The 25,553-nt window shown below is 72.0% G+C and carries 20 protein-coding genes and 1 pseudogene; 4 read left to right on the top strand and 17 right to left on the bottom strand.

The window, feature by feature from the left end:
- Positions 1–320: 320 nt before the first annotated feature.
- From HEP85_RS31085 to HEP85_RS31075, 3 genes are read right to left on the bottom strand one after another with little or no spacing between them, the layout of a single operon-like run.
- Complete coding sequence (locus HEP85_RS31085; RefSeq protein WP_168530843.1) at positions 321–995, bottom strand: 3-oxoacid CoA-transferase subunit B; 675 nt, start codon at positions 993–995, stop codon at positions 321–323.
- Positions 992–1,660 (bottom strand): 3-oxoacid CoA-transferase subunit A, encoded by a 669-nt coding sequence (locus HEP85_RS31080; RefSeq protein ID WP_168530842.1) that lies wholly within the window; start codon positions 1,658–1,660, stop codon positions 992–994. Before HEP85_RS31080 ends, HEP85_RS31085 begins: the two co-directional genes overlap by 4 nt.
- On the bottom strand, positions 1,657–2,862 hold the full coding sequence (locus tag HEP85_RS31075) for a thiolase family protein (RefSeq protein ID WP_329291359.1): 1,206 nt from the start codon (positions 2,860–2,862) through the stop codon (positions 1,657–1,659). The genes HEP85_RS31080 and HEP85_RS31075 overlap by 4 nt, the downstream gene beginning before the upstream one ends.
- An 82-nt stretch (positions 2,863–2,944) precedes the next feature.
- Here HEP85_RS31075 and HEP85_RS31070 point away from each other — a divergent pair, with 82 nt between their 5' ends.
- Positions 2,945–3,832, top strand: a complete 888-nt coding sequence (locus tag HEP85_RS31070; RefSeq protein WP_168530841.1) for a LysR family transcriptional regulator — start codon at positions 2,945–2,947, stop codon at positions 3,830–3,832.
- Between the two features lie 54 nt (positions 3,833–3,886).
- Here the strand turns inward: HEP85_RS31070 and HEP85_RS31065 are convergent, their stop codons facing one another.
- The 9 genes from HEP85_RS31065 to HEP85_RS31025 all read right to left on the bottom strand — a co-directional run bounded on the left by HEP85_RS31065 (position 3,887) and on the right by HEP85_RS31025 (position 16,414).
- Positions 3,887–5,917, bottom strand: a complete 2,031-nt coding sequence (locus HEP85_RS31065) for an SWIM zinc finger family protein (protein WP_369658141.1) — start codon at positions 5,915–5,917, stop codon at positions 3,887–3,889.
- 410 nt (positions 5,918–6,327) lie between these two features.
- Complete coding sequence (locus HEP85_RS31060) at positions 6,328–9,264, bottom strand: SNF2-related protein (RefSeq protein ID WP_369657917.1); 2,937 nt, start codon at positions 9,262–9,264, stop codon at positions 6,328–6,330.
- 98 nt (positions 9,265–9,362) lie between these two features.
- The gene (locus tag HEP85_RS31055; RefSeq protein WP_168530840.1) at positions 9,363–9,944 is read right to left on the bottom strand and encodes a sugar kinase; all 582 of its coding nucleotides are present in this window, start codon (positions 9,942–9,944) and stop codon (positions 9,363–9,365) included.
- Entirely contained in the window at positions 9,941–11,086 is a 1,146-nt protein-coding gene (locus HEP85_RS31050) for an ROK family glucokinase (protein WP_329291352.1), read from the bottom strand. Before HEP85_RS31050 ends, HEP85_RS31055 begins: the two co-directional genes overlap by 4 nt.
- 304 nt (positions 11,087–11,390) lie before the next feature.
- Entirely contained in the window at positions 11,391–12,209 is an 819-nt protein-coding gene (locus HEP85_RS31045) for an ATP-binding cassette domain-containing protein (RefSeq protein ID WP_168530838.1), read from the bottom strand.
- On the bottom strand, positions 12,206–13,267 hold the full coding sequence (locus HEP85_RS31040) for an ABC transporter permease (RefSeq protein WP_168530837.1): 1,062 nt from the start codon (positions 13,265–13,267) through the stop codon (positions 12,206–12,208). The genes HEP85_RS31045 and HEP85_RS31040 overlap by 4 nt, the downstream gene beginning before the upstream one ends.
- Positions 13,264–14,268, bottom strand: coding sequence for a sugar ABC transporter substrate-binding protein (locus tag HEP85_RS31035; RefSeq protein WP_168530836.1), 1,005 nt, complete (start codon positions 14,266–14,268; stop codon positions 13,264–13,266). The genes HEP85_RS31040 and HEP85_RS31035 overlap by 4 nt, the downstream gene beginning before the upstream one ends.
- A 140-nt stretch (positions 14,269–14,408) precedes the next feature.
- Positions 14,409–15,404, bottom strand: coding sequence for a sugar ABC transporter substrate-binding protein (locus HEP85_RS31030; protein ID WP_168530835.1), 996 nt, complete (start codon positions 15,402–15,404; stop codon positions 14,409–14,411).
- 272 nt (positions 15,405–15,676) lie between these two features.
- Positions 15,677–16,414, bottom strand: coding sequence for a GntR family transcriptional regulator (locus HEP85_RS31025; RefSeq protein ID WP_211118262.1), 738 nt, complete (start codon positions 16,412–16,414; stop codon positions 15,677–15,679).
- Positions 16,415–16,542: 128 nt separating this feature from the next.
- Between HEP85_RS31025 and HEP85_RS31020 the strand changes: the two genes are divergently transcribed.
- Positions 16,543–17,553 carry a Gfo/Idh/MocA family oxidoreductase gene (locus HEP85_RS31020; RefSeq protein WP_168530834.1) on the top strand — a complete coding sequence of 337 codons (1,011 nt, stop codon included), beginning with the start codon at positions 16,543–16,545 and terminating at the stop codon, positions 17,551–17,553.
- A gap of 133 nt (positions 17,554–17,686) precedes the next feature.
- Here HEP85_RS31020 and HEP85_RS31015 read toward each other — a convergent pair whose 3' ends face one another.
- Together HEP85_RS31015 and HEP85_RS31010 are read right to left on the bottom strand one after the other, a co-directional pair.
- Positions 17,687–18,859: a cytochrome P450 gene (locus HEP85_RS31015; RefSeq protein ID WP_168530833.1), complete on the bottom strand. Its 1,173-nt coding sequence runs from the start codon at positions 18,857–18,859 to the stop codon at positions 17,687–17,689.
- 44 nt (positions 18,860–18,903) lie between these two features.
- Positions 18,904–19,575, bottom strand: a complete 672-nt coding sequence (locus tag HEP85_RS31010; protein ID WP_329291345.1) for a response regulator transcription factor — start codon at positions 19,573–19,575, stop codon at positions 18,904–18,906.
- A gap of 153 nt (positions 19,576–19,728) precedes the next feature.
- Here HEP85_RS31010 and HEP85_RS31005 point away from each other — a divergent pair, with 153 nt between their 5' ends.
- Complete coding sequence (locus tag HEP85_RS31005; protein ID WP_168530832.1) at positions 19,729–20,757, top strand: aldo/keto reductase; 1,029 nt, start codon at positions 19,729–19,731, stop codon at positions 20,755–20,757.
- A 384-nt stretch (positions 20,758–21,141) separates the two neighbouring features.
- Here the strand turns inward: HEP85_RS31005 and HEP85_RS31000 are convergent.
- The 3 genes and pseudogenes from HEP85_RS31000 to HEP85_RS30990 all read right to left on the bottom strand — a co-directional run bounded on the left by HEP85_RS31000 (position 21,142) and on the right by HEP85_RS30990 (position 24,256).
- A pseudogene (locus HEP85_RS31000) lies at positions 21,142–22,364 on the bottom strand (histidine kinase).
- 507 nt (positions 22,365–22,871) lie between these two features.
- Positions 22,872–23,264 (bottom strand): ribonuclease domain-containing protein, encoded by a 393-nt coding sequence (locus HEP85_RS30995; protein ID WP_168530831.1) that lies wholly within the window; start codon positions 23,262–23,264, stop codon positions 22,872–22,874.
- Between the two features lie 86 nt (positions 23,265–23,350).
- Positions 23,351–24,256 carry a DMT family transporter gene (locus tag HEP85_RS30990; protein ID WP_168530830.1) on the bottom strand — a complete coding sequence of 302 codons (906 nt, stop codon included), beginning with the start codon at positions 24,254–24,256 and terminating at the stop codon, positions 23,351–23,353.
- Between the two features lie 237 nt (positions 24,257–24,493).
- Between HEP85_RS30990 and HEP85_RS30985 the strand changes: the two genes are divergently transcribed.
- Entirely contained in the window at positions 24,494–25,501 is a 1,008-nt protein-coding gene (locus tag HEP85_RS30985; RefSeq protein ID WP_168530829.1) for a CorA family divalent cation transporter, read from the top strand.
- The last annotated feature ends 52 nt before the right edge of the window (positions 25,502–25,553 follow it).

Raw genomic sequence — 25,553 nt, 5'->3', positions numbered from 1 at the left:
TGCCGGAAACGTCAGTGTGGGACCGGGTGGGCAGGCACGGAATGGCGTGGGCCGATGTCGGCGGGAATGCCAAGGAGTGGCGGATTCGGGAAGAACGGCGGGCCGCGGGACGCGCCGGGTGTGTGCCGGCGCGGACCTGGCCGGCCCCTTCTCCCCCGCATGCGGCCTTGCCGTGGGGGCCGGCGGAGACGTGCGCTCCGGTTCGGATCACCGGGACGCAGGACCACCGGGCGGGACCATCGGGCAGGACCTTCGGGCAGGACCTTCGGGCAGCCGGACATACCCCAAAGGCCAGGCCTCGCGCGAGGTTTGAGTGAGTGTCAGGTCGTAGCAGGAAGAAGCGGCAGTTCGAGGCGGCCCGCGAGTTCGTCGACGGTGATGCCGAAGGTCTCCCGCACCGCGACGCCGGCCGGGGTGATGTCGAAGACCGCGAGGTCGGTGTAGACGCGGTCGACGCAGCCCAGCCCGGTCAGTGGGTAGGTGCACCGCGGAACCAGCTTGGGGGCGCCGTCCTTCGCGAACAGCGTCATCATGACGAAGACCTTCTTGGCGCCGATCGCCAGGTCCATGGCGCCGCCGACGGCGGGGATGGCGTCGGGCGCGCCGGTGTGCCAGTTGGCTAGGTCCCCGGCCGCGGAGACCTGGAAGGCGCCCAGGACGCAGATGTCCAGGTGGCCGCCGCGCATCATGGCGAAGGAGTCCGCGTGGTGGAAGTAGGCCGCTCCGGGCGGTTCGGTCACGGGAACCTTGCCGGCGTTGGTGAGATCGTGGTCGATCTCCTCGCCCTGGGCGGCGGGTCCCATGTTGAGCATGCCGTTCTCGGTGTGGAGCACCACACCGGAGTCGGCCGGCAGGTGGTCGGCGACGGCTGTCGGCTGGCCGATGCCGAGATTGACGAACGCGCCGTGAGGGATGTCGCGGGCCACCAGGGCGGCGATCTCGGACTTGCCCAGCGGGCCGCGCCCGCTGTCCGCCGTGTGTCGGATCGGGGTCATGCGGTCGTCTCCTGTACCACGCGGTCGACATAGATGCTCGGCGTCACCACGGTCTCGGGGTCGATCATGCCGGTGTCGACGATCTCGCGGACCTGTGCGACCACGGTGGTCGCGGCGGTGGCCATGACCGGCCCGAAGTTGCGGGCCGTCTTGCGGTAGACGAGGTTGCCCATGCGATCGGCCCGGTGGGCGCCGATCAACGCGACATCGCCCCTGATCGGGTACTCCAGGACGTAGGTACGGCCGTCGATGACGCGGGTCTCCTTGCCTTCGGCGAGCAGGGTCCCGGCTCCGGTGGGGCAGAAGAAGGCGCCGATACCGGCACCGGCCGCCCTGATCCGCTCCGCGAGGTTGCCCTGCGGCACCACTTCCAGCTCGACCTTGCCGGCCCGGTAGAGGCCGTCGAAGACGTACGAGTCGGACTGCCGGGGGAAGGAGCAGACGACCTTGCGGACCCGCCCCTTCGCCAGCAGGGCGGCCAGCCCGGTGTCACCGTTGCCGGCGTTGTTGGACACGACCGTCAGGTCCTTCGCGCCCTGGCGGATCAGCGCGTCGATCAGGTCGACCGGCATTCCGGCCATCCCGAAGCCGCCGACGAGCACCGTCGAACCGTCCTCGATGCCGGCGACGGCCTCGTCGGCGTGGGCACACACCCGCATGGTCATCGGCCGGTCTCCGTGACGTTCTCCAGGACGACGGTGAGCGCCTGGCCCACGCCGATGCAGATCGCCGCGACGCCCCATCTCCCGCCGGACTCCTTCAGCCGGTGGGCGAGCGTGCCCAGAAGCCTGCCGCCGGAGGCCCCCAGGGGGTGGCCGAGCGCGATGGCCCCGCCCTTGGCGTTGACGATCGCGGGGTCGATCTTCCAGGCGTCCACGCAGGCCAGTGCCTGCACGGCGAACGCCTCGTTGAGTTCGACCGCGGACACGTCGGACCAGGTGATGCCGGCGCTCTTCAGGGCGCGGTTCGCCGCCTCCACCGGCGCGAAGCCGAACATCTGCGGCTCCAGTGCGAACACTCCCCGCCCGGCTACGCGGGCCAGCGGATCGGCACCGATACGCGTGGCGGCGGCCCCTGAGCCGAGCAGCACGGCGGAGGCGCCGTCGTTCAGCGGCGAGGAATTGCCCGCCGTGATCACACCGTCGGGGCGGAAGGCCGGCCTGAGAGCGGCGAGCTTGTCGATCGTGGACCCGGGCCTGATGCCCTCGTCCCGGGCGAGCGTGCCGCCTTTGCCGTCGGTCGCGACCGGCGTCACCAGGTCGTCGTAGAAGCCTGCCGCCCAGGCGGCGTCGGCGAGGTTGTGGGAGCGGACGGCGAACTCGTCCTGCCGCTCGCGCGGGACGCCGAAACGGTCGGCCAACTGCTCGTTGGCCTCGCCCAGGGAGACCGTCCACTCCTTCGGCATGCGCTCGTTGACCAGCCGCCAGCCGACCGCCGTGGACACGGCGGTCACGTCGCCGACGGGATAGCCGCGCTCCGGCTTGGGCAGCACCCACGGAGCCCGGGTCATCGATTCCACACCACCGGTGAGCACGATGTCGGCGTCACCGGTCTCGATGGCCCGGGAGGCCATGATCGCCGCGTCCAGGGAGGAGCCGCACAGCCGGTTGACGGTCGTGGCGGGAACCGAGGTGGGCAGTCCGGCCAGGAGCACGGCCATCCGGCCGACGTTGCGGTTGTCCTCGCCCGCGCCGTTGGCGTTTCCCCAGACCACGTCGTCGATACCGCTCGGATCGAGCTCCGGCACCTTCGCCAGGACTCCGTTCACGGCGAGCGCCGCGAGATCGTCGGGCCGTATGCCGGCGAGAGCGCCGGCGAACTTCCCGAAGGGTGTTCTTGCCGCTGCGTATACATAACTGTCGGTCACGTATTCACGGTAGGTCGCCCGCTTCATCGCGTCCAAGACACAGTATCGAGCAATTAATAAGGTGGCCTTATAAGATGGTGTCATGGAACTGCGTCAGGCCCGCTATTTCCTCACTCTCGCGGAGGAGTGCCACTTCGGGCGCGCGGCGGCCCGCCTGCACGTCGCCCAGCCGGCTCTCTCGCAGCAGATCAAGGCCTTGGAGCGCGAGCTCGGCATCGCCCTCTTCCACCGCTCGACCCGGCACGTGGAACTCACCGAGGCGGGCCGTCACCTGACCCCGTACGCCCGTACGCTGGTCACCGAGGCCGAACGCGCCCGCGTCCACATGGCGGAGCTCGCCACCGGCCACGTCGGCCGCGTCTCCGTCGGGTTCATCGGAACCGCCACCTACGACGTGCTGCCCCGCGTCGCCCGCACCGTACGGTCCCAGCTGCCTCAGCTCACCCTTGACCTGCGCGGCGAGCTGATCACCCCGGAGCTCGTGGAGGGCCTGCTCACCGGCACCTACGACCTCGCCGTGTCCCGTGCGGGCGCGGCCGGGGTCGAGGGGGTGCACCTCACACCACTGCGCACCGAACCCCTGATGGCCGTGCTGCCGGCCCACCATCCGCTGGCGGCCGACGAGCGGATCGCGCTGAGCGCGCTGGCCGACGAACCCTTCGTCATCCACCCCTCGCAGCCGCGGTCCGCCATGTACGACCGCGTCCTGTCGGCCTGCGCCCGGGCCGGATTCGAGCCTTCGTCCCTCATCGAGGTCGGCGAGACCGCGACCCTCGTCGTCCTGGTGGCCGCGGGACACGGCGTCGCCCTCGTGCCGCAGTCGGTGCGGAGCCTGCGGCTCGACGGCGTGACGTACGTACCGCTCGCCGAGACGGAGACCATCGATCTCATCCTGGCCCGCCGAGCGCACCGCAACTCACCGGCCGTGCAGCACGTCGCCTCGATCATCGAACAGTGCGTGCGCACCTGAGCCGCGACGCGTGCGCCCCTCGCCGGTACGGGTCTGAGTGGTCCCTCCGCGAAGCTACTCCCCGGGTGCGCCGAGGCCCGTGAGGGCGCCGACGGGGTCGAGGTCGGGGGTGCCGCGCGGCCACCAGTCGTCCTGACCCGGTTCCGATTCGTACGCGTACCAGAGACCGTCGTGGCCCAGGCGCAGTTGGGCGTGGCCGCGGGGGTGCGTGAGGTGGTTGCGCCAGGGGCGGAAGGCGGGGAGGTCGGCGGCGAGCAGGAGCGGGCGGGCTCGGTCGAAGCGGCCCGCGGGCGGGTCCCAGGACTCTTCGAGCACGCTCAGCCCCTCGATTCCGCCCTGGCGCCAGGCGGCGACCGCACGCGCCAGGTCGGCCGGGGTGCGGCCGGCGGCCGAGGCGAGCGAGGAGTAGAGGGCGCGCGTGGCCGCGGTGAGTCCGGAACCGGGGCGGGCGGCGGCGAGCCGGACCGCGTCCTGCCAGAGGGTCAGCTCCGCGACCGGGTCGCGGCCCGCGGTCAGCAACGCGTGCGCGCGGGCCGCCGCGTCCGTCGCCAACTGGTCCAGCGCGAACGGGTCGGGACCGCCCGGCGCGCCCGGGTAGGTCGGCGGCTGCTCGGGGTGCGCGGGCGCGGGCAGGGGTGCCGGAAGGGGCGGCAGGCTCCGGCGGGCGAGGGCGTCCCGGGCCCGTACGCCGGGAAGGGACGCCGGCTCCTGCTCCTGGGCGGCGCGGGCCGCACGGGCCGCGTTGCGGCGGGAGAGTCCGTCCAGCAGCTCATGCTCGCCCCGGCCGCGCAGCAGAAGCAGGACGAACGGGTCCTCGTCCAGCAGACGTGCCGTCTCGTAGCAGAGCGCCGCCGCGTGTTTGCAGGGGTGGCCGGAGTCGGGGCAGCTGCAGTGCGGTGCGAGGTCGCCGGGGCCGGGGAGCAGGTCGACCCCGCAGTCGGCGAGCGAGCGGGGCATCTCCTTGTCGAGCAGCGCCGCGATGTGACCGGGCCGCTCGGCGGCCGCGTCGAGGAAGCGGTCCCAGTCCCCGTCGTCCAGCGTCCGCAGGGCGACCTGCACGCGGTAGGGCCGGGGACGGCTCCCGTGCACGTACGCCAGCACCAGCCCCGGGGTGACCGTGATGGCGTCGACCCGCCCCTTGTCCGCGTAGGCCCGGCCCCGCGCCAGCCGCGCCGCGTCGAGCGCGCCCTCCTCCAGGGCGCTCACCCAGGCATTGCCCCACCACGTCCGCGCGAACGCCTCGGCGTCCGGCGTCCGTGCCGGGAGCGTGGGGAAGGTACGGCGCAGCTCGCCGTCCCGACCCGGCGACCCCATGGACCGCGGCAGCCGTCCCGCCCGGGGTGCGCTCCGGTCCCCCGGCACGACGGAATCGCCCTTGGGCGCGTCCGTCGACCAGGTGGCCCGGGCGTGCCCGGGGGGCACCTCGGTGGTGTCAACGCGCCCGGCGGTCGTGCGCCCGGTCGCCGTGCCTCGGGCGGACGACCCGTCGGTCTGCGTGACCCGGGCGGTCGATCCGGTGGTCTCCGTCCCTCCATCGGTCGTCGCCCCATCGGCCTCCGTACCCCGGGCGGTCGATCCGGCGGTCTCCGTACCCCGAGCGGTCTCCGTACCGGCGGTCGGCCCGGCGGTCTCCGTGGCCTCAGCGGGCTCGGCCCCCGCCATGGTCGCTCGGGGGGCTTCCGCGGGCCTGGCCCGGCGGTTGGGTGTCCCCGCGTCGGGCGTCTCCGGTCCCGCGGCGGTACGCGCGCCGGGCAGCGGCGTGGCGTCGGGGATGGGCGGTCGCGTCGTACGGGGCCGGGGATCGGTGTCGGGCAGCTCGAAGGCTCCGGCGAGGAGGTCCCGTACGTCCCGGGTCCTCGCTCCCGGGTCGTGGCCACGCGGGGTCCGCCGGGCCGGTGAACCGGTCGGCGGTGTCCGGTCGGTGAGCCGGCGTCGGGGCTCGGCCGCCTCGTCGCCGACGTCCGCCCGCGCCTGCCGTGCTTCGCTGCGTGCGGCGCGCAGGGCCTGGCGGGCGACATCAGCCGGACGCGTGACGCCCGGGGCCGTACCGACCTGGCCGTCCGGTCCCGTCGCGGTTTCGTCCACCAAAGGTTCGCCGGACGCCGCGGGCTCCGGGGCCGGCCCGGAAGTGCCCTCGACAGGCGGCACTTCACCGGCTCCGGCACCGGCACCGGCACCGGCTCCGGCTCCGGCTCCGGCTCCGGCACCAGGGACGCTCCCCCTTCCGGCGGCGCGGCGCAGCGCCTGGCGGGCCGCGTCGCCCGGTCGGCCCCCCGGAGTGACCGAGGTGACCGGGGTCGCCTCGGCCGGCGGGTCCGGCTCGTCCTCGGGCGCCGCTCCCCGCCCCTCCCGCTCCCGCGCGGCCCGCAGGGCACGGCGGGCCGCGTCGGCGGGACGCGCGCCCTCGGTCGCGAGGCGCGCGGAGCCTGCGGCGCGGGGCTCTTCCTGTCCGTCCGTTCCGCCGGGCTCCGGCCGTCCCTCGTCCGTGGAAGCGCTCACTCGGTCCTCCGGAGTGAGACCAGGTCCGACAGGTCGCGGTCGGTCAGCTCGGTCAGGGAGGCCTCTCCGGAGCCGAGGATCGCGTCGGCCAGCGCCCGCTTCGCTTCGAGCATCTCGGCGATGCGGTCCTCCACCGTGCCCTCGGTGATGAGGCGGTGGACCTGGACGGGCTGGGTCTGACCGATGCGGTAGGCGCGGTCGGTCGCCTGCTCCTCGACCGCGGGGTTCCACCAGCGGTCGAAGTGGATGACATGGCCGGCCCGGGTGAGGTTCAGACCCGTGCCTGCGGCCTTGAGGGACAGCACCAGGACCGGGGTGGCGCCGCTCTGGAAGCGGTCCACCATGTGTTCGCGTTCGGCGACCGGGGTGCCGCCGTGCAGGAGCTCCACCGGGACGGCGCGTGCGGCGAGGTGGGCGGTGATCAGGCGGGCCATCCCCACGTACTGGGTGAAGACGAGTGCCGAGCCGTCCTCCGCGAGGAGGGTGTCCAGGAGCTCGTCGAGCAGGGCCAGCTTCCCTGAACGGGCGGCGGGCCCGTGGGCGGCGGCCTGCGTGTCCTCCTTCAGGAACAGCGCCGGATGGTTGCACACCTGCTTGAGGGAGGTCAGCAGCTTGAGGACGAGGCCGCGCCGGGCGATGCCCTCGGCAGTCTCGATCGCGAGCATCGACTCACGGACCACCGCCTCGTAGAGCGAGGCCTGTTCACGGGTCAGCGGTACCGGATGGTCCGTCTCCGTCTTGGGCGGGAGCTCGGGGACGATCCCGGGGTCGGACTTCTTGCGGCGGAGCAGGAAGGGACGGATCAGCCGGGCCAGACGGGCCACCGCCTCCTCGTCCTCGCCGTTCTCCACCGCGCGTGCGTGCCGGGCGCGGAAGGACTTCAGGGGGCCGAGCAGGCCGGGGGTCGTCCAGTCCAGGAGGGCCCACAGCTCGGAGAGGTTGTTCTCCACGGGGGTGCCGGTCAGGGCGACGCGCGCGGGGGACGGGATGGTCCGCAGGGCCTTCGCCGTCGCCGAGTAGGGGTTCTTGACGTGCTGCGCCTCGTCCGCGACGACCATGCCCCAGGCCTGCTGGGCGAGCCGGGGCGCGGCCGAGCGCATCGTGCCGTAGGTGGTGAGGACGAAGCCTCCGTCGAGGTCGTCGAGGGTGCGCTCGGGGCCGTGGAAGCGGCGGACGGGGACACCGGGGGCGAAACGGGTGATCTCCCGCTGCCAGTTGCCCAGCAGCGAGGCCGGGCAGACGACCAGGGTCGGTTCGGCGTGGGCCCGGCGCAGATGCAGGGCGATGAGGGTGATGGTCTTGCCCAGACCCATGTCGTCGGCGAGGCAGCCGCCGAGGCCGAGCGAGGTCATGAGGTCCAGCCAGGCGAGCCCCCTGAGCTGGTAGTCCCGCAGGCGGGCCTGGAGACCCGGTGGCGGCTCGACGGGGACGACGCCGGCCGTCAGCCGGTCGCGCAGCGCGGCGAGCGCGCCGACCGGTACGGCCTCGACCGTCTCGCCGTCGACCTCCGCGGTGCCGGTCAGCGCCATGGAGAGCGCGTCGACCGGGTCCAGCAGGCCCAGTTCGCGCTTACGGGCCTTGCGGACGAGGGCGGGGTCGACCAGCACCCACTGGTCCCGCAGCCGGACGACCGGACGGTGGGCCTCGGCGAGCGCGTCCATCTCGGCCTCGGTGAGCGGATCCCCACCGAGCGCCAACTGCCAGCGGAACTGGAGGAGTTCCTCGCTCTCGAAGTATCCCGTGCCGTCCGTGGCCGATCCGGGGGCGGAGCGCACCACCGCGGCCGCGCTCAGGTCGTGGGCGAGGTCCCGGGGCCAGTGCACGGCGACGCCTGCCGCGCCGAGGCGGGTCGCCGCGACGCCGAGGAGGTCGGACAGCTCCTCCTCGAAGAGGGCGAGGACGTCGGGCACGTCCTGTTCCGAGAGGCGGTCCAGGGGTGGCCAGACGCGGGCCGCGCGGCGTACGGCGAGTGCCGCGTCCACCCGGGCGCGGGGACCGAAGGCCGCGTCGGCCCCTCCCGCCCACAGCGCGGCGGCGTCGACGACGAGCGTGGGGTCGGCGAGGCTGTGCACCTGGACGACGGCGGCGCCCGCGCGGCGCGCTCCCTCGCCGTCGTCGAAGAGCTGGTACGCCGACAGGTCCAGGCGGAGCGAGATCCGCACGCCCGCGTCCATGCCCGCGGCGACCTCCGCGGCCCAGTCGTGGGCGGCGGGCAGCCGCTGCGGTTCGCGGGCCGCGAAGGGCTTCCCCGAGGTGTGGGGAGCGGCGGGGGTGCGCGGCAGGGTGTCGGCGACCGCGTCCAGGAAGGAGCGGATCAGCGCTTCCGGTTCGGGCAGCCGCAGGGGGCCCTTGCCGGGGAGGGGGACGGCGTGTCCCTCGTACGGGAGGGCTGCGGCCAGCGCGCGCAGGTGCGCGATGTCGTCCGGGTCGAGCGGGCCCGCGCGCCAGGCGTCGAAGCCCTCGGGCGTCAGTCCGGGCAGCAGCCGGCCCCGCGCGACGAGGCGCAGGGCGTGCAGGGTGGCCGCGCCCCAGCAGGCCGTGGCGGGGTGGGCGGCGCGGTCGCGGCGGGCTCCGGCGAGCAGCGGCAGGGCTTCGGCGATCGGCAGGGTGAGCGCGGGGACCGTGCTCCGGCGGACACCCGAACCATGCGGCCGTACCACCGTGAGCCGGGTCGGGTCGTGGGACGGCCCGCTCGCGGCGTCGGCCGCGGAGGGCCGCGATCCCTTGTCCGGGTAGGCCGGCGTTCCCTTGTCCGGAGTGGGGGGCGGTCCGCCGTCCAGCGTGGGCAGTGGTCCGCGTTCCCGATCGGGCAGTGGTCCGCCGTCCGGGTCCCAGAAGGCGATTCGTCCGTCACGCGGCAGCGGTGCGGGCAGGAACACGGCGGCGAGCCGCACCGGCACGGCGATGTCGGCCCTCGGGGATGCCTCGCCCATACGTCCGGTCACCTCCCGCCCCTCGGTCGCGTCAGTTGTCTTCGACTCTACGGGCGGGGTCTGACAACGGGTCCCGGCGACGGCCCGGGACCGGTTCGTCACGGAACCGTGCGCGAGACGACGTACACCATGGGGAACGTCGGATTGGCCAGGTTGACCACGACGTCCTGGGTGGGCGCCGGGTCCTTCTGCTTGCGGGTGAAGCCCCACCACTGGCCGGGGACCGAGAAATTCCAGCCGGTGACCTTCTGGTCGCGGGCGCCGATGGCGATGTCGTCCTTCGTCAGCGCCTGCCGGTCGGCTCCCAGGCCGGCGAGGAAGGTGTCCAGGCCCGCGTTGGTGAGCTGGAACTGCGCGTAGAGGCGGCTGGTCTTCCAGTTGTTCGTCTCGTAGAACGCGACCTTGGCGGCCGGGTGCGGGATCTCCACCTGGTAGAGGCGGCGCTGGACCTTCGAGGGCCAGCCCGCCGTGAGACCGGTCGCCGAGTACTTGTCCTCTTTCTGCTTGCCGCTGTCGCGGCTCTGGTTGGCCGAGATCACCAGGTATCCGGCCGGGACGCCGATGAGCAGCACGATGATCAGCAGGGTCAGGGCCCGGCGGCGGAACTTGTGGCGCGGGTCCTCCGGCGGCCGCCGCGGCTCGTCCGGCGGTGACGCCTGGCGTGGCAGCGAGGCGGTCACGGCGTGCCCTGGGTCGTGCGACGGGACTCGGTGTAACGCTCGTACCGCTCGTAGCGCTCCACGCGGCGGCGCTTGGCGCGGCGGAAGCGGCGGGCTACGAGGCGTGCGAGGTCGGCGGCGCCGACCATGCCGGCATCGGGGCCGAGCTGGGCGCGGGCGATGCGGGCCTCGGGACGGTAGCCGCGGCCGGTCAGGTGCCGGCGGAAGGCGTCGCGGGCCGGGCCGATCAGGAGGTCGTCGGCCGCGCTGACGCCGCCGCCGATGACGAAGCAGGAGGGGTCGAGGGCGGCCGCCAGGTTGGCGATGCCGACGCCGAGCCACTGGCCGATGTCCTGGAGCAGCTCGATGCACATGGCGTCGCCCTCGCGGGCCAGCTCGGTGATCATCGGGCCGGTGATGTCGGCGATGTTGCCCTTGACGTGCTCGATGATCCCGTACGCGACCGGGGAGTCCGCGGCGGCGAGCTCGCGGGCCTCGCGGACCAGCGCGTTGCCGGAGCTGTACTGCTCCCAGCAGCCGCGGTTGCCGCACGCGCAGCGGTGGCCGCCGGGGACCACCTGCATGTGGCCGAACTCTCCCGCGACGCCGAACCTGCCGCGCCTGACCTGGCCGTCCTCGAGGAGCGCGCCGCCGATGCCGGTACCGAGCGTGATCATGACCAGGTTGTCCTCGCCGCGGCCCGCGCCGAAGCGCCATTCCGCCCAGGCGGCGGTGTTGGCGTCGTTGTCGACGAGGACCGGTACGGCGAGGCGGCCCGCGAGGCGGTCGCGCAGGGGTTCGTTGCGCCAGGAGAGGTGGGGGGCGAAGAGGATGCGGTTGCGCTCCGCGTCGACCCAGCCTGCCGCGCCGATGCCGACCGCGTGCACGTCGTGCCGGTCGGAGAGGTCCAGGACCAGCTCCACGATGGTGTCCTCGACGACCTTGGGGCTCTTGGACTTGTCCGGCGTCTCGGCGCGGAGCTTCTCCAGGATGTTGCCGTCGGCGTCGACGACGCCCGCCATCACCTTCGTACCGCCGATGTCGATACCGACGGTGGGGACGCGGGGCGCCGTCAGGTGGGAACGGCGCTCGCGCGTCCCGACGGTCCGCAGGACGGTGGCCCGCGCGGAGCCGCGGTGTGCGAGGTCGCGGTAGGTGCTCATCGGGCCGATTCTGCCTCACGCCGCCGTGCTTTGCTTCGCCGGGGGAGGCGTGGGGGGCGGGGGGCGGCTGTGGCGTGCCGTTACCTGTGGTGGCGGGCTGTGACGCGGAGCGAGGGGGCCGGGGGCCGTTCTCACGGTGCGGGGCGGTTGTGGCTGGTCGCGCAGTTCCCCGCGCCCCTGGGGAAGGACGCGCCGGCCCCCGCCCTGGAAGCGCCGCCGCCCGACGAAATCCGTAGGCCGATCTCACACCCCGGCCGGGAAGGAACGTCTCCCGGGCCGGGGCGAGAGGGGCCCGACGCGACGGCTACGTCGTGCGTTCCAGTTCGTGGCGGAGGTCGTCGAGTTCGCTGCCGCCCGCCATCTGGCGGGTGAGCTCGTCGAGGGTGATCTCCTCACGGGTGTGGCTGCCGAACATGGCGCCGCGCTTGAGGAGGACGAAGCGGTTGCCCACCAGGTAGGCGTGGTGCGGGTTGTGGGTGATCAGGACGACGCCCAGTCCGGCGTCCCTGGCGGCGGCGACGTACTTGAGGACGACGCCGGACTGCTTCACACCGAGCGCGGCGGTGGGCTCGTCCAGGACGAGGACCTTGGCGCCGAAGTACACGGCGCGGGCGATGGCCACGCACTGGCGCTCACCGCCGGACAGCGTGCCGATGGGCTGGTCGACGTCGCGCAGGTCGATGCCCATGCGCAGCAGCTCCGCGTGGGTGGTCCTGCGCATGAACTCGACGTCCATGCGCTTGAAGGGACCCGTGCCCTTCGACGGCTCGGAGCCGAGGAAGAAGTTGCGCCACACCGGCATCAGCGGGACGACGGCGAGGTCCTGGTAGACGGTGGCGATCCCGCGGTCCAGCGCCTCGCGCGGGGACGACAGCCGGGTCTCCTCGCCCTCGATGCGCAGCGTGCCCGCGTCGTGCTGGTGCAGCCCCGCGATGATCTTGATAAGGGTGGACTTGCCCGCGCCGTTGTCCCCGAGCACGCAGGAGATCTCCCCCGCGTGCACCACCAGCGAGACACCTTCGAGGGCGCGGATGTTGCCGTAGTACTTACTGACGTCGTCGAGCTCGACGAGTGCCGTGCCCTCCGTGGGGGCCGCTTCCGTCTTTTCCGCGTCCGTCGTCATTTCGTCACCTCCGCGCGCTTGCGGACCCAGTGGTTGAGCAGGGTCGCCAGGAGCAGCATCACTCCGAGGAAGAACTTGAACCAGTCCGGGTTCCATTCGGCGAACACGATGCCCTTGCTCACCATGCCGAAGATCAGCGCGCCGACCGCCGCGCCGACCGCGGAGCCGTAGCCGCCGGTGATCAGACAGCCGCCGATGACCGCCGCGATGATGTAGATGAGCTCGTTGCCGACACCCTCGCCGGACTGCACGACGTCGAACGAGAACAGCAGGTGCTGACCGGAGATCCAGGCGCCGAAGGCGACGCCCATGTAGAGGCCGATCTTGGTCTTGTTGACCGGGACACCGACCGCGCGGGCGGCCATCTCGCCGCCGCCGACGGCGTAGATCCAGTTGCCGACGCGGGTGCGCAGCAGGATCCAGGTGGCCACGACGACGAGGGCGAGCCACCACAGGATGGTGATCTTGAAGTCGACGCCGCCGATCGTGAACGTCGAGGCGAAGACGTCCTTGGCGGAGGAGAAGCCCTGCATGTCGGCGATCGACTTGGTGGAGACCGTGCGGCTGATCAGCTTGGTGAAGCCGAGGTTCATACCGGTCAGCATCAGGAAGGTGCCGAGCGTGATGATGAAGCTGGGCGGGTCGGTGCGGGTCAGCATGACGCCGTTGAAGACGCCGATCCCGAGCGTGACGACCAGCGAGACGAGGACGCCGACCCAGACGTTCGCCGTCAGCTGGTAGCTGAGCATCGAGGAGATCAGCGCGGAGCTGGTCACCATGACGCCCGCGGAGAGGTCGAACTCGCCGCCGATCATCAGGAGCGCGACCGGTACGGCCATGATGCCGATGGTCGACGAGGCGTACAGGACCGTGCTCAGGCTGGCGGCCCGTACGAAGCTGTCCGCGAAGATCGCGAAGAAGAGGAAGACCGCGATCGCGCCGACCACGGAGCCCAGCTCCGGCCGGCCCATGAGCTTGCGCAGCGGTGAGGTCTTCACGAGGCGTTCGTCGGCCTTGGTGCCGGGCGACGGCGCGGGTGCGGGTGCGGTAGCGGTCATCGGGTCCCCCGCTTCGTGTACTCCTCCAGCGCGGCGGCCTGATCCTTGGTGATGATCTGCGGTCCGGTGAGTACCGGCTTGCCGCCGCCGAGGACATCGGCGTTGTACTTGTAGAGCCAGAGCAGGTCCACGGCCTCGTACCCCTGGAGGTAGGGCTGCTGGTCGACGGCGAAGCCGAGCGTGCCGTCCTTGAGCTCCGCGGCCACCTTCGCGTTCAGGTCGAAGGTGTCGACCTCGGCGTCGCTGCCGGCGTCCTTCTTGGCCTTGACCGCGGTGTCCGCGTACGGGGCACCGAGCGTGACGACCGAGTCGATGGACTTGTCCGCCTGCAGCTTGGCACCGATGGAGGACTGCACGTCGGGCATGCTGGTGCCCTGGACGTAGAGGTCCTGCACGGTGCCGTGGAAGGTCTTCTTGACGCCCGCGCAGCGCTGCTCGTGACCGACGTTGCCCTGCTCGTGCAGGATGCACAGGGCCTTCTTGCGGCCGCGCTTGTTCAGCTCGTCGCCGACCGCCTCGCCGGCGATGGTCTCGTCCTGGCCGATGTGGGTGAGCGCGCCGAACGCCTTGGACTGCTCGGAGCCGGAGTTCACCGTGATCACGGGGATGCCGGCCTTCTCCGCGCGCGCCACGGCCGCCTTCATCGCGTCCGGCTTGGCCAGCGTGACGATGATGCCGTCGACCCGCTTGTCCACCGCGGCGTCGACGAGCTGCGCCTGCTGCTGCGCCTCGGCGTTGTGCGAGTACAGGAAGTTGATGTTGTCCTTGACGGCGGCCTGCTTGGCGCCGTTCTGCACGATGTCCCAGAACGTGTCGCCGTCGCCCGAATGGGTGACCATCGCGAAGGTCCACCTGGGCGTGTTCACCGCGGCCCTGCCCTGGGCGGACGCCTCCTTGCGGGCATCCTCGGCCCGCTTCCCGCCGGTGCTGCTGCATCCGGCGAGGGACGCTCCCAGCGCCCCTGCGAGCGCGATGCTTACCCAGGTCCGAGTCCGTGCCACGAGGCCGTGCCCTTCTTGCTGTGCTCCTTGGTGCGCCGGGGCCCGCGGAGCGGCCCGGCGGGCCGTTCCGTAGGCCCCGGGGGCCGGCCTCTCGCCGGCCCCAAACGCCCAAGTATCGAACACGGGGAGCGTGCATCCCATCAGCGGGTCCCGCGCGCGGTGTACTTCTCGAGCTGCGGCGCGTCCTTCTCGGTGACGATGGCCGGGCCGGTGAGGACCGTCTTGCCGCCGCCGAGCACGTCGCCGTTGTTCTTGTAGAGCCACAGCATGTCGATGGCCTCGTAGCCCTGGAGGTAGGGCTGCTGGTCGACGGCGAAGCCGACCTCCTTGGCCTTGAGCCGCTTGACCACCTCGGCGTTCAGGTCGAAGGTGTCGATCTCGGCCTTGCTGCCCGCGTCGGCCTTGGCCTTCACCGCGACGGCGGCGATCGGGGCGCCCAGCGTGATGACGGCGTCGATGCCCTTGGTGGCCTGCAGCTTCGCCTCGATGGAGGACTGGCTGGCGGGGGCGTTGGTCCCGTCGACGTTGAGGTTCTCGACCGAGCCGTCGAAGGTCTTCTTCACGCCGGCGCAGCGCTGCTCCAGGGAGACGTTGCCCTGCTCGTGGATGACACAGACGGCCTTCTTGAGACCGCGTTTGTCGAGTTCGTCACCGATGGCCTCACCGGCGACCGACTCGTCCTGGCCGAAGTGCGCGAGCGCCCCGAACTGCTTGGAGAACTCGGCACCGGAGTTGATCGTGACGACCGGGATGCCCGCCGCCTCGGCCTTGGCGAGAACGTCCTTCATCGCCTCGGGCTTGGCCAGCGTGACGACGATGCCGTCGACCTTCTTGTCGATCGCGGCCTGGACGAGCTGGGCCTGTCCGTTGGCTTCCTTGTCGTTCGAGTACAGGAAGTCGACGTTGTCCTTGCCGGCCGCCGCCTTGGCGCCGCTCTGGACGATGTCCCAGAACGTGTCGCCCTCGCCGGAGTGCGTCACCATCGCGATCTTCAGACGGGGTGTGCCGGCGGCCTTGCCGCCGCCGCTCCCGCTGCCACTCGCCTTGTCCTCCGAGTCCTTGCCGCCGGAGCTGCTGCACCCGGCCGCGAGCGCGATCACAGCTATCACCGCTGCTGCTGTTCGGGCTGTACGCATGGTGGGACCACCCTCTCTCCCGCCGCTCCTTTGCGGCTGAGGGGAGTTCTAGCTCCGGGTCCGCACACCAGTCAATGGGTTTGTCAGAACATTCTTACGATTGAGATTCGGCCATGCCCCAGCCGATTCATGCCCCCACCAGGAGCTTTTCGATCACGAGCGGAATTCACCACCCCACGAAGATCCAAACATTCACAACGACATGAGGATTCACGGCCGTACGACAATTCACCGCCGTACACGGATTCACCGGTATAAGCGGATTCGCGGATTCACGGACGTACGAGGAGCTGGAACTCGAAGGAGTAGCGGGAGGCGCGGTAGGTGTGGGTGCCGAACTCCACCGCACGCCCGGTGTCGTCGAAGGTGGTGCGCTGCATGGTGAGCAGCGGGGCCCCGGCGGGCTCTCCGAGCCGCTCGCCCTCCTCCTCGGTGGCCGCGCGGGCGCCGACGGACTGACGGGCACTGTGCAGGGTGATGCCCGCGGCACGCATCAGCCGGTACAGCCCGGTGGCCTCCAGCCGGGCGCTGTCCAGCTCCAGCAGGGCGGGCGGCAGATAGTTGCAGAGGTACGCCATCGGCTCCCCGTGGGCGAGCCGGAGCCGTTCCACCCGGTGGACGTCACTGCCCTCGGCCACGCCCAGCGCGGCCGCGACCTCGGCGGACGCCGGCACGACGGTGTTGACGCGCACCTGGGTCGCGGGGCGCTGCCCGGCCGCCTCCAGGTCGTCGTACAGGCTGCTGAGCTCCAGCGGACGCTTGACCTGGCTGTGCACGACCTGGGTGCCGACGCCTCTGCGCCTCACCAGCAGTCCTTTGTCGACAAGTGACTGAATGGCCTGGCGGACGGTCGGCCGGGACAGGCCGAGCCGTCCGGCCAGCTCGATCTCGTTGCCGAGGAGGCTGCCCGGGGTCAGGGTTCCGTGCTCGATCGCGGCCTCCAGCTGCTGGGACAGCTGGAAGTACAGCGGGACCGGACTGCTGCGGTCGACGCTGAGCTGGAGCGACACGGTCGGATCCACATCTGGTTTCGGCACGCGCCGAGCGTAGCTCCGGGAGATGTTGACGGGAAGTTGTGAAGTTCGATTGTCCGGACAAAGCATTGACACGGCGCCTGGCGCGCCCTCAGTTTGTTCCCATGCGCATCGGACTTATCGGAACGGGTCGTATCGGCACATTTCACGCGACCACTCTTGATCGTCATCGCGAAGTCGGCTCCCTCATCGTGACGGACGCGGACCCCGCGCGGGCCCAGGAACTCGCGGACCGTCTGGGCGCCACGGCGGCACCCGGCGTGGACGAGATCTTCACCTGGGGCGTGGACGCCGTGGTCATCACCGCGTCCACCGCCGCCCACGCGGAACTGATCGGCCGGGCGGCGCGCTCCGGGCTCCCGGTGTTCTGCGAGAAGCCCATCGCCCTCGACCTGGCCGGCACACTGGCCGCGCTCGCCGAGGTCGAGGCCGCCGGAACGGTCCTGCAACTGGGCTTCCAGCGCCGCTTCGACGCGGGGTACACGGCCGCGCGGGAAGCGGTCCGGTCGGGGCGGCTCGGCAGGCTGCACACCGTACGGGCGATGACGTCCGACCAGTCGCCGCCGCCGGCCGCCTATCTGCCGCTGTCGGGCGGTCTCTACCGGGACTGTCTGGTCCACGACTTCGACATGCTGCGCTGGGTGACGGGCCACGAGGTGGTGGAGGTCTACGCGATGGGCTCGGACGCCGGGCCCGCGATGTTCCGCGAGGCGCGGGACATCGACACCGCCGCGGCCGTCCTCACCCTCGACGACGGAACCCTCGCCACGGCCACCGCGACCCGGATGAACGGCGCGGGCTACGACATCCGCATGGAACTGGCCGGTGACCTGGACCAGATCGGCGTCGGCCTGGACGACCGTACTCCGATCGCCTCCACCGAACCGGCCGGCCCGCCGCCCGCCGACAAGCCGTGGACCGGATTCCTGGAGCGCTTCGGTCCCGCGTACGAGGCCGAGCTCGCCGCGTTCGTCGAGGTCGTCCGCGGTGAACGGGCCAACCCGTGCGACGGGCGCGAAGCCCTGCACGCGCTGCGTATCGCGGAGGCCTGCGAGCTGTCGCGGCTGGAGCGGCGCCCGGTGCGGCTGGCGGAGATCCCCGCGGGCCGGAACTGAGCCCGGCCTTACTCACCCCACCTCGTGCCGGACCCGGACCGTCCGGACCCTGACCGTCCGATGCGGCTCCCGGTCCGGGGCCACACCTGTACCCCCCGAGCACTCACCACCGCACCGGCCACGACCGGAGCACTCACCACCGCACGGGCAGCCTGCGCACACCGCGCATCAGCATCCCGGGCAGCGGCTCGCCCGGGGGGCCGTCGAGAGCGAGGTCCGGGCAGCGCTCCAGCAGCGAGCGCAGCGCGACCCGTGCCTCCAGCCGGGCCAGGGGCGCGCCCAGGCAGTAGTGGACGCCGTGCCCGAAGGCGAGATGGCCGCGCGGGGCGCGGCGGATGTCGAAGCGGTGCGGGTCGGGGCAGTGCGCCGCGTCGCGGTTGGCGGCGTCGAGCCCGATCATCACCGGGTCGCCCACCGCGACGGCCCGGCCGCCGATCTCCATCGGCTCCGCCGCGTAGCGGTACGTCGCCGTCTCGACCGGTCCTTCGAAGCGCAGCACCTCCTCCACCGCCCCGTCCAGCAGGGTCATGTCGGAGCGCAGCGCGGCGAGTTGGCCGGGGTGGGCGAGCAGGGTGTGCACCCCGTTCGTGATCAGGTTGACGGTCGTCTCATGGCCCGCGACCAGCAGGATGAATGCCATCCCGCGCAGCTCGGCGCGGGAGAGCCGGTCGCCGTCCTCGGCCCTGGTGCGGATGAGGTCGCCGAGCAGATCGCCGGCCGGGGCCGTACAGCGCTTGTCCTCGATCAACTCGTCCAGATATCCGGCCAGTTCCTTCACCGCCGCGAACTCGCCGACGCCGTCCGTCGGTGTCACGATCTCGTTCGACATCCTGCGGAACGCCGCCCGGTCGATGTCGGGCACGCCCAGCAGCTCGCAGATGACGGTGATCGGCAGCGGATAGGCGAAGGAGTCCACGAGGTCCGCACGCCCCGCGGGCAGCATCGCGTCCAGCAGCTCGTCGGTGATCTGCTGCACGCGGGGGCGCAGCGCCGCCACCCGGCGCATGGTGAACGCGCCCGTGACGAGTGAACGCAGCCGGGAGTGCTCGGGCGGGTCGGTGACGAGCACATGGCGGCCCATCAGTTCGTCCTCGAGAGAGGTCAGTCCCATCTTGGTGCTGTCCTTGGACAGTCTCGGGTCGGCGAGGGCGGCGCGCGCCTCCTCGTACCCGACGACGAGCCAGCACTCGTACGCGCCGGGGGCCGGCATGCGCACCCAGTGCACGGGGCCCCGCTCGCGCAGCTCCGCGTACACCGGATAGGGGTCCTTCATGAACCGCGTGCCGTACTCACCCAGATCGATCATGGCTCCACCCTCCCGTTGCCCCGAACAACGCGCGGGGTCCGCGCTCAGTGCCCGTCCTCCTCCAGGAGTCCGGCGTCGTACGTCAGCAGGGCGATCTGGACGCGGTTGTTGAGTCCGAGCTTGGCGAGGATGCGGGAGACATGGGTCTTGACGGTGGCGACGCTCATGTACAACTCGGCGGCGATCGCCGCGTTGGAGGCGCCCCGGCCGACGGCGACGGCGACCTCGCGTTCGCGGTCGTTGAGGACGGCGATCCGGTCGCGGGCGGTACCGCGGCGGGTGTCGGCGGGGCCGCCGGCCGCCTGCTCCATCAGCCGGCGGGTGACGGTGGGGGACAGCACCGGGTCGCCGGCCGCGACCCGGCGTACCGCGTCGACGATGTCGGCGGGCGGGGTGTCCTTGAGGACGAACCCGGCGGCGCCCGCGCGCAGCGCCCGCAGTACCTGCTCGTCGGCGTGGAAGGTGGTGAGGACCACGACCTGCGGGGCGTCCTGACGGCGGCGCAGCCGCTCGGTGGCCGCGAGGCCGTCGACCGTGGGCATCCGGATGTCCATCAGGACGACGTCCGGGCGGGTGCGGTCGACGAGAGCCTCGACCTCGCCGCCGTCGGCGGCCTCGCCGACGATCTCGATGTCGTCGGCGCCGCCCATCATGAAGGACAGGCCGGCCCTCACCAGCGGATCGTCGTCGACCAGAAGCAGTCGGATCGCTTTCATGGTGCCTACCGTAGTGACTGCGCCGGGGCGCGTCCGGCGTGACGATTCCGTCCCCCGGCCCGCGTCCGGCGACTACGGTCGGTCGACCGGGGCCGGCGCACCACGCCGGCCGACCGTGTGACGTGTGTGACCGACTTCCGGAGGAGTTTCCCCGTGCGCTATCGGCTCTTGGGTCGGACCGGCCTTCGTGTCTCCGAACTGTTCCTCGGCGCCATGACGTTCGGGGAGCAGGACGGGGTGGGCGCGCCGAAGGAGGAGTGCGCGCGGATCCTCGACGCGTACGCGGAGGCCGGCGGCAACGTGGTCGACACCGCCGTCAACTACCGTGGCGGGGCCAGCGAGGAGATCGTGGGCGAGTTGCTGAAGGGGCGGCGCGACCGCTTCGTGCTGTCCACCAAGTACACGATCTCCCGTGACGGAGCGGACCCGAACGCCGCCGGGAACCACCGCAAGAACCTCGCCCTCTCCCTGGAGACGAGCCTGCGGCGGCTGGGAACGGACTACATCGACATCTACTGGGTGCACATCTGGGACCGGAACACCCCGGTCGAGGAGACGATGCGCGCGCTCGACGACTCCGTACGGTCCGGGAAGGTCCTGTACGTGGGCATCTCGGACGCCCCCGCCTGGGTGGTGTCACGCGCCAACACCCTCGCCGAGTGGCGGGGTTGGTCGCCGTTCGCCGCGCTCCAGGTGCCGTACAGCCTGCTGAGCCGGGACGCCGAGCGCGAACTCCTGCCGATGGCCGAGGCGTTCGGCATGTCGGTCGCCGCGTGGAGTCCGTTGCAGAACGGCATCCTGTCCGGCAAGTACACCCGGCCGGGCGGTGTGCTCCCGGGCACGGCGACCCGGCTCTCCCCGGAGGCGATCGGGGAACTCGAGCGGAGTGTGGCCGAGGCCGTCCGGACGGCGGCCGACGAACTCGGCGCCTCTCCCGCCCAGGTCGCCATCGCCTGGACCATGGCCCGCTCCCCCGCCGTCCACCCCATCGTGGGCGCCCGCCACGTCACCCAGCTCGTCGACAACCTCGGCGCGACCGAACTGACCCTGCCCGCGGAGCTGGTGACCACCTTGGACGAGGTCACCGGCTTCCGCCCCGGCTTCCCGACCGACTTCATCGACGAGACATCGACATGGGTGTACGGAACGGCGGGCCGCCGAGTGACCCCCCGCACGCACTGACACTTTCGGGACGCGTCCCCACACCCGACGACCCACGCGAGGGGCCCGTACCGTCACGTCCCCTCCCTCACGTCCGGATCGAGCCGACCGGACCGTGGGCCACCGCGTCCCCACACACCCGCACCCGGCGACGCACGCGAGGGGCCGTGCCGGTACGCCGCAGCCCGTCGCTTACGCCCGGATCGAGCAGCGGCTCCCCTGCCCGGCCCACGTCTGATCCAGCGGCGACGGGCTCGACGTACCGGCACGGCCCCGCCCCACCACCACCCTCGCCGCTTAAGCACCCGCACCGCCCGCGCCGCCGCACCGCCCGCGCCGCCGCACCACCCGCTCAGCACCGCCCGGCACGGCCCCGCCCCACCACCACCCGCTCAGGGACACCCCTCACCCGCCCCAAGGCAACCACGCCAGCACCTCGAACCCCCCGTCCCCTCCACCCCGTGCGACAACCGCCCACCCGCGAGGGCGGCACGCTCGGTCAGTCCGATCAGCCCCTGCCCGGACCCCGGCACGTGCGGCACCTCCCCCGGCGGCGCCGGGTTGCGCACGGACACGGTCAGACCGTCCCCGAACCCACCCGAGACACGGACGGTGACCTCCGCGCCCGGCGCGTGCTTGCGCGCGTTGGTCAGCCCTTCCTGGGCGATGCGGTACGCGGTGCGGCCGACGGAGGCCGGCACACCCGCGGGATCGGCGACGACCAGATCGAGGACCACCTTCATACCCGCCTCCCGCGACTGCGCGACCAACGCGTCGAGCGCCGCGAGCGTCGGCTGCGGCCGCCCCGCGTCGTCGGCGTCCCCCGCGCGCAGCACGCCGATGATCTCCCGCAGGTCCTCCAGCGCCTCGTGCGCGCTCTCCCGGATCACCCCGGCGGCCCGCGCGACCTCCTCGCGTGGCGCGTCCGGCCGGAACTCGAGCGCCCCCGCGTGCACGCTCAGCAGCGTCAGCCGGTGGGCCAGCACGTCGTGCATCTCGCGCGCGATGGCCTCCCGGGCCAGCTGCTGCGCCTGCTCGGCCCGCAGCGCGGCCTCCGTCTCGGCCCGCCGCGCCCGGTCCCGCAGGCTCAGCACGAGCTGCCGCTTGGACCGTACGAACATGCCCCAGCCGACCACCGCGGCGGTCAGCAGCGCGGTGACCAGCACCGCGGCGAGGTACGGCAGATCGGGGTCGGGCCGCAGCCAGAAGTAGGCGGGGAGCAGCGCGAGCTGGCTGCCGGCGATCCAGGCCACGTACGGGAACGGCCGGTGCACGGCGAGGGTGAACAGGGCGACCAGCCCGGCGCCGCCCGCGGTGTTCGACACCATTCCGACGGGGATCATCGCCACGGCCAGCCCCAGCGGCCAGCGCCGGCGCAGCCAGACCGCGGCGCAGGCGAGCCCGCCGATCCACTGGTCGGCGACGGCCAGACCGTGCGGGACGTTCGGGTCACCCGTCAGCGTGTCCGCGGCGAGCGCTCCGATGACGACGGCCAGCAGAAACCATGCGAAGTCGACGATCCAGTCGCGCACGGTGCGCCGGGGCCGCCCACCCCTCCCGGTCCGTCCGGGATCGAGCTCGGCGGCCACCGCCGAGGGCAGCAGCCAGCGCCGCCCGGGCAGGAGCAGGGCGGGGGACACCGGCAGACCCGGCGCGGACAGGTTCCCCGGTATGCGCGGCGGCAGGTCAGCACTCACGGTCGACAAATCTACGCAGTCGGATCCGCCGTGACCTCTCCCCGTCCGCCATCTCCGACCAAAGTCGCAAAGGCGAGGACTTTCGTCCCTCCTCCACGCCCCGGCACGGAACTCCCGACGGACGTGCCTCGCCCCGCGGCCGATGAAGGTGGGGGGTCCGCGGGGCGAGGGTCCTGCCATGAAGCGAACGGTGAAGCGGTTCCTGGAGGCGCTGGGCGTCGTCGCGCTGGTGCGGGGCGCTCTCCGGCCTGGTGCACGGGGCGACCGGCCGCCTACGAGGGTGGGGCCCCGTAGAGCGGCTCGGTGTCCTCGACGGTTACGAGAGCTGCACGAGCGTCGCGCTCGTCGTCCTCGCGGGCGCGCCGTTCGCCGCCGCCGGGAGCCGGGGGTCCGGCTGAACACGGACCGGACCTCCGGTGAACCGGGTCACCCTCGGATTCAGCAGCCGAAGTTGATCAGGTTGAACGTGACGTAGTGGTCCGAGGTGTAGTAGTCCTCCCGCGTCTTCTTGCCGGTCACGATGCGCTTGGCGCCACGCGTCGGGGAGCCCGGCGTGATGACGGTGTACTCGTGGTAGTAGCCGGTGGACTGACTGGGCAGGACGCCCTCGCGGTTCTGGAAGACGACCCCGTCCTGCGAGTACGGGAAGGGGCCTCCGGACGCGATCAGGTCCAGCGTGTCGTAGGCCTGCGAAGGCAGCTTGCCGTAGCAGATGCTGCCCACGGCGGTCGCCGCGGCGTTGGCGGGGACGACCGCGCTCCCGCCGATGAGCAGCGCGGACATGAGAGCGACCAGGGAACCGATGCGAGTGATTCGTGGGGGGAATCTCATGACCCTAGAATGACGCGCGTAGACCTTGACATGTCAATGCCAAGGTCGATGATTTCTCCCGCCGCGTCCGATGAGTTTTCCGCGAGTTAACCTGCCGCCCGGCGTCCCCACACGGTCCCCGCGATCACGAGAACGCCGCCCACCAGCCCCGCCGCGCCCAGTCGTTCACCGCCGAGCGCGATGCCCGCGGCCGCGGCCCACAGCGGCTCGGTGCCGAGCAGCAGACCGACCCGGGACGGCGAGGTCCGGCGCACGGCCCACATCTGTACGAAGAAGGCGAAGAGCGTGCAGAACACGGCGAGGAACAGCAGCCCGGCCCACTCCCGCGCCCCGAAGTCCGCGGCCGTGGCCCAGGGCGTGGTGTCGGCGCCGGCCGACAGCAGCGCGAACACGAGGACCGCGGTGCCCAGTTGCACCGTGGTCAGCGGCAGCGCGCCGGCGCCGCGGACGGCCTTGCTGCGGGACATGACGAGTACGTGCACGGTCCGGGCGGCGGCCGCGAGCAGCATCAGCAGATCGCCCGGCGAGGGGCGGGTGAAGCCACCGCTCTGGGTCAGCAGGACCACGCCGAGTACGGAGACTCCGGCCGCGGCGAGGAAGGAGCGGGCGGGCCGGACACGGGTCACGGCCGCCTCGGCGAGCGGCGTGAAGATCATGGTGAGGCTGATGACGAGGCCCGCGTTGGTCGCCGAGGTGTGCACGACGCCGTAGGTCTCCAACAGGAAGATCCCGCTCAGGATCAGGCCCAGTGTCGCGGCCCCGCGCCACTGCGCGGCGCTCAGCGCGCGCAGGGAACGCCATCCCACCGCCACCAGTACCGGCAGTGCGACGGCGAAGCGCAGCACCAGTACGGCGATCACCGTCCGCGCGGTGGTGACGTCCTTGGCCGCGAGATAACTGGCTCCCCACACCGCCGCGACGAGCAGCAGCGGCAGGTCCGTGAGCCAGGCGCGGCGGGGCGCGAGCGCGCCTGGTACGGCGATCGTCGACATGGGAGCGGTCTCCAGCGGGGCGGGCGCGGGCGTGGAGACGGCACCGGCTCGCACGGGGGGGGGACGATCACCGTACCGACGGGAACGCGTGAGGGCTACACCTTTCCCGGGGACACGGCAGATTCCCCGGTCGGCCGCGCGCGGCGCCTTCGGCGGTAGTGTGCGGTCGACGTTGCAGTTTGCACATGCCGGGGCGTCCTGCGTCGCGATCGGACACGTCATCCACGGTGAGGGACGATGATCGTATCGGTGGTGTCGATGCCGGAGGGCGTCGTCGTGCGCACGGACCTTCAGGGGGCCCGCGAGCGTCTGACGGCCTCCGGTTTCGTGATCGTGGACATCGATCTGGGCGAGGAGCCCCCACCTGACGACGACCGGCCCCTGTCGCGTCGGCTCGGACTGGACGACGAGATCTGGGAGTGGCTCGGCGAACAGGAGGAGCACACGCGCGCCGACTTCCACGAGGGCACGGCCGCGGGCATCGTCCCCGTGGTCTGCGGCGACCGGATCGTCTACGTCCAGATCCACGCCGACGAGGAACACGTGATCACGGTCCACCGCGGGCCCGTGGAACTGATCGACACCTTCGTCGAGCGGCTGCGGCACGACCGCCCCGTCGACTCGGTCACCGCCCTCTATCTGATCCTGCAGGGCGTCCTGGAGAGCTTCCGCCGGGCCGTCACCGCGGCTCACCTGGAGGTCGAGGACCTGGAGGAGGCGATGTTCGAGGAGCGGCAGCCGCAGCACGCCCAGGCGCTGGCCCGGCTGCGGCGGCGCGCGGCCCACCTGCACCGCGCGTTCCTGCCCTACGCCTCGGTCGTCCAGGAGATCCTCGTCCGCCGGAGGATGACCGCTCACGGCATCCCGGAGGAGCGGCGGGCGATGAACACCTTGCACGAGCACACGGTGCAGCTGGTGCTGCTGGAGATCGAGTCGCTGCGGGACGCGACCCGCCGGGCGGCGGGCAGTTACGCGTCGATCGTCGCCGATCAGCAGAACCTCGTGATCAACAGACTGACCGTCGTCTCGATGATCTTCCTGCCGCTGTCGTTCCTGACCGGGTTCTTCGGCATGAACTTCAGCTTCCTGACCAACCGCCTTTCGAGCGAGGACTCCTTCCTGGCGCTCGGGCTGGGACTGCAGGCCGCTTCCGTGGTCGCCGCGCTCTACTACGTGCTCTATCGCACGCACTGGCGGCAGCTCAGGGAGAGCCGTTCCCGCGACGCCGCCGACGACCGGCCCTGACGCCCGCCCGCGAGGCCCCGCGCGCCGAGTGCGGCGCCGCGCACGGGCACGG

The sequence above is a fragment of the Streptomyces sp. RPA4-2 genome, from assembly GCF_012273515.2.
Lineage (GTDB): Bacteria > Actinomycetota > Actinomycetes > Streptomycetales > Streptomycetaceae > Streptomyces > Streptomyces kaempferi.
Note: the sequence above shows the minus strand (reverse complement) of the source record. Positions and strands in the feature narration are given on the sequence as shown.

Excerpts from the sequence above, each read along its gene's own strand:
- HEP85_RS30990 (WP_168530830.1), bottom strand. The coding sequence starts at position 24,256 with ATGTCGACGATCGCCGTACCAGGCGCGCTCGCGCCCCGCCGCGCCTGG.
- HEP85_RS31050 (WP_329291352.1), bottom strand. The coding sequence starts at position 11,086 with ATGAGCACCTACCGCGACCTCGCACACCGCGGCTCCGCGCGGGCCACC.
- HEP85_RS31030 (WP_168530835.1), bottom strand. The coding sequence starts at position 15,404 with ATGCGTACAGCCCGAACAGCAGCAGCGGTGATAGCTGTGATCGCGCTC.
- HEP85_RS31085 (WP_168530843.1), bottom strand. The coding sequence starts at position 995 with ATGACCCCGATCCGACACACGGCGGACAGCGGGCGCGGCCCGCTGGGC.
- HEP85_RS31040 (WP_168530837.1), bottom strand. The coding sequence starts at position 13,267 with ATGACCGCTACCGCACCCGCACCCGCGCCGTCGCCCGGCACCAAGGCC.
- HEP85_RS31045 (WP_168530838.1), bottom strand. The coding sequence starts at position 12,209 with ATGACGACGGACGCGGAAAAGACGGAAGCGGCCCCCACGGAGGGCACG.
- HEP85_RS31010 (WP_329291345.1), bottom strand. The coding sequence starts at position 19,575 with ATGAAAGCGATCCGACTGCTTCTGGTCGACGACGATCCGCTGGTGAGG.
- HEP85_RS31080 (WP_168530842.1), bottom strand. The coding sequence starts at position 1,660 with ATGACCATGCGGGTGTGTGCCCACGCCGACGAGGCCGTCGCCGGCATC.
- HEP85_RS31015 (WP_168530833.1), bottom strand. The coding sequence starts at position 18,859 with ATGATCGATCTGGGTGAGTACGGCACGCGGTTCATGAAGGACCCCTAT.
- HEP85_RS30995 (WP_168530831.1), bottom strand. The coding sequence starts at position 23,264 with ATGAGATTCCCCCCACGAATCACTCGCATCGGTTCCCTGGTCGCTCTC.
- HEP85_RS31020 (WP_168530834.1), top strand. The coding sequence starts at position 16,543 with ATGCGCATCGGACTTATCGGAACGGGTCGTATCGGCACATTTCACGCG.
- HEP85_RS30985 (WP_168530829.1), top strand. The coding sequence starts at position 24,494 with ATGATCGTATCGGTGGTGTCGATGCCGGAGGGCGTCGTCGTGCGCACG.
- HEP85_RS31060 (WP_369657917.1), bottom strand. The coding sequence starts at position 9,264 with ATGGGCGAGGCATCCCCGAGGGCCGACATCGCCGTGCCGGTGCGGCTC.
- HEP85_RS31070 (WP_168530841.1), top strand. The coding sequence starts at position 2,945 with ATGGAACTGCGTCAGGCCCGCTATTTCCTCACTCTCGCGGAGGAGTGC.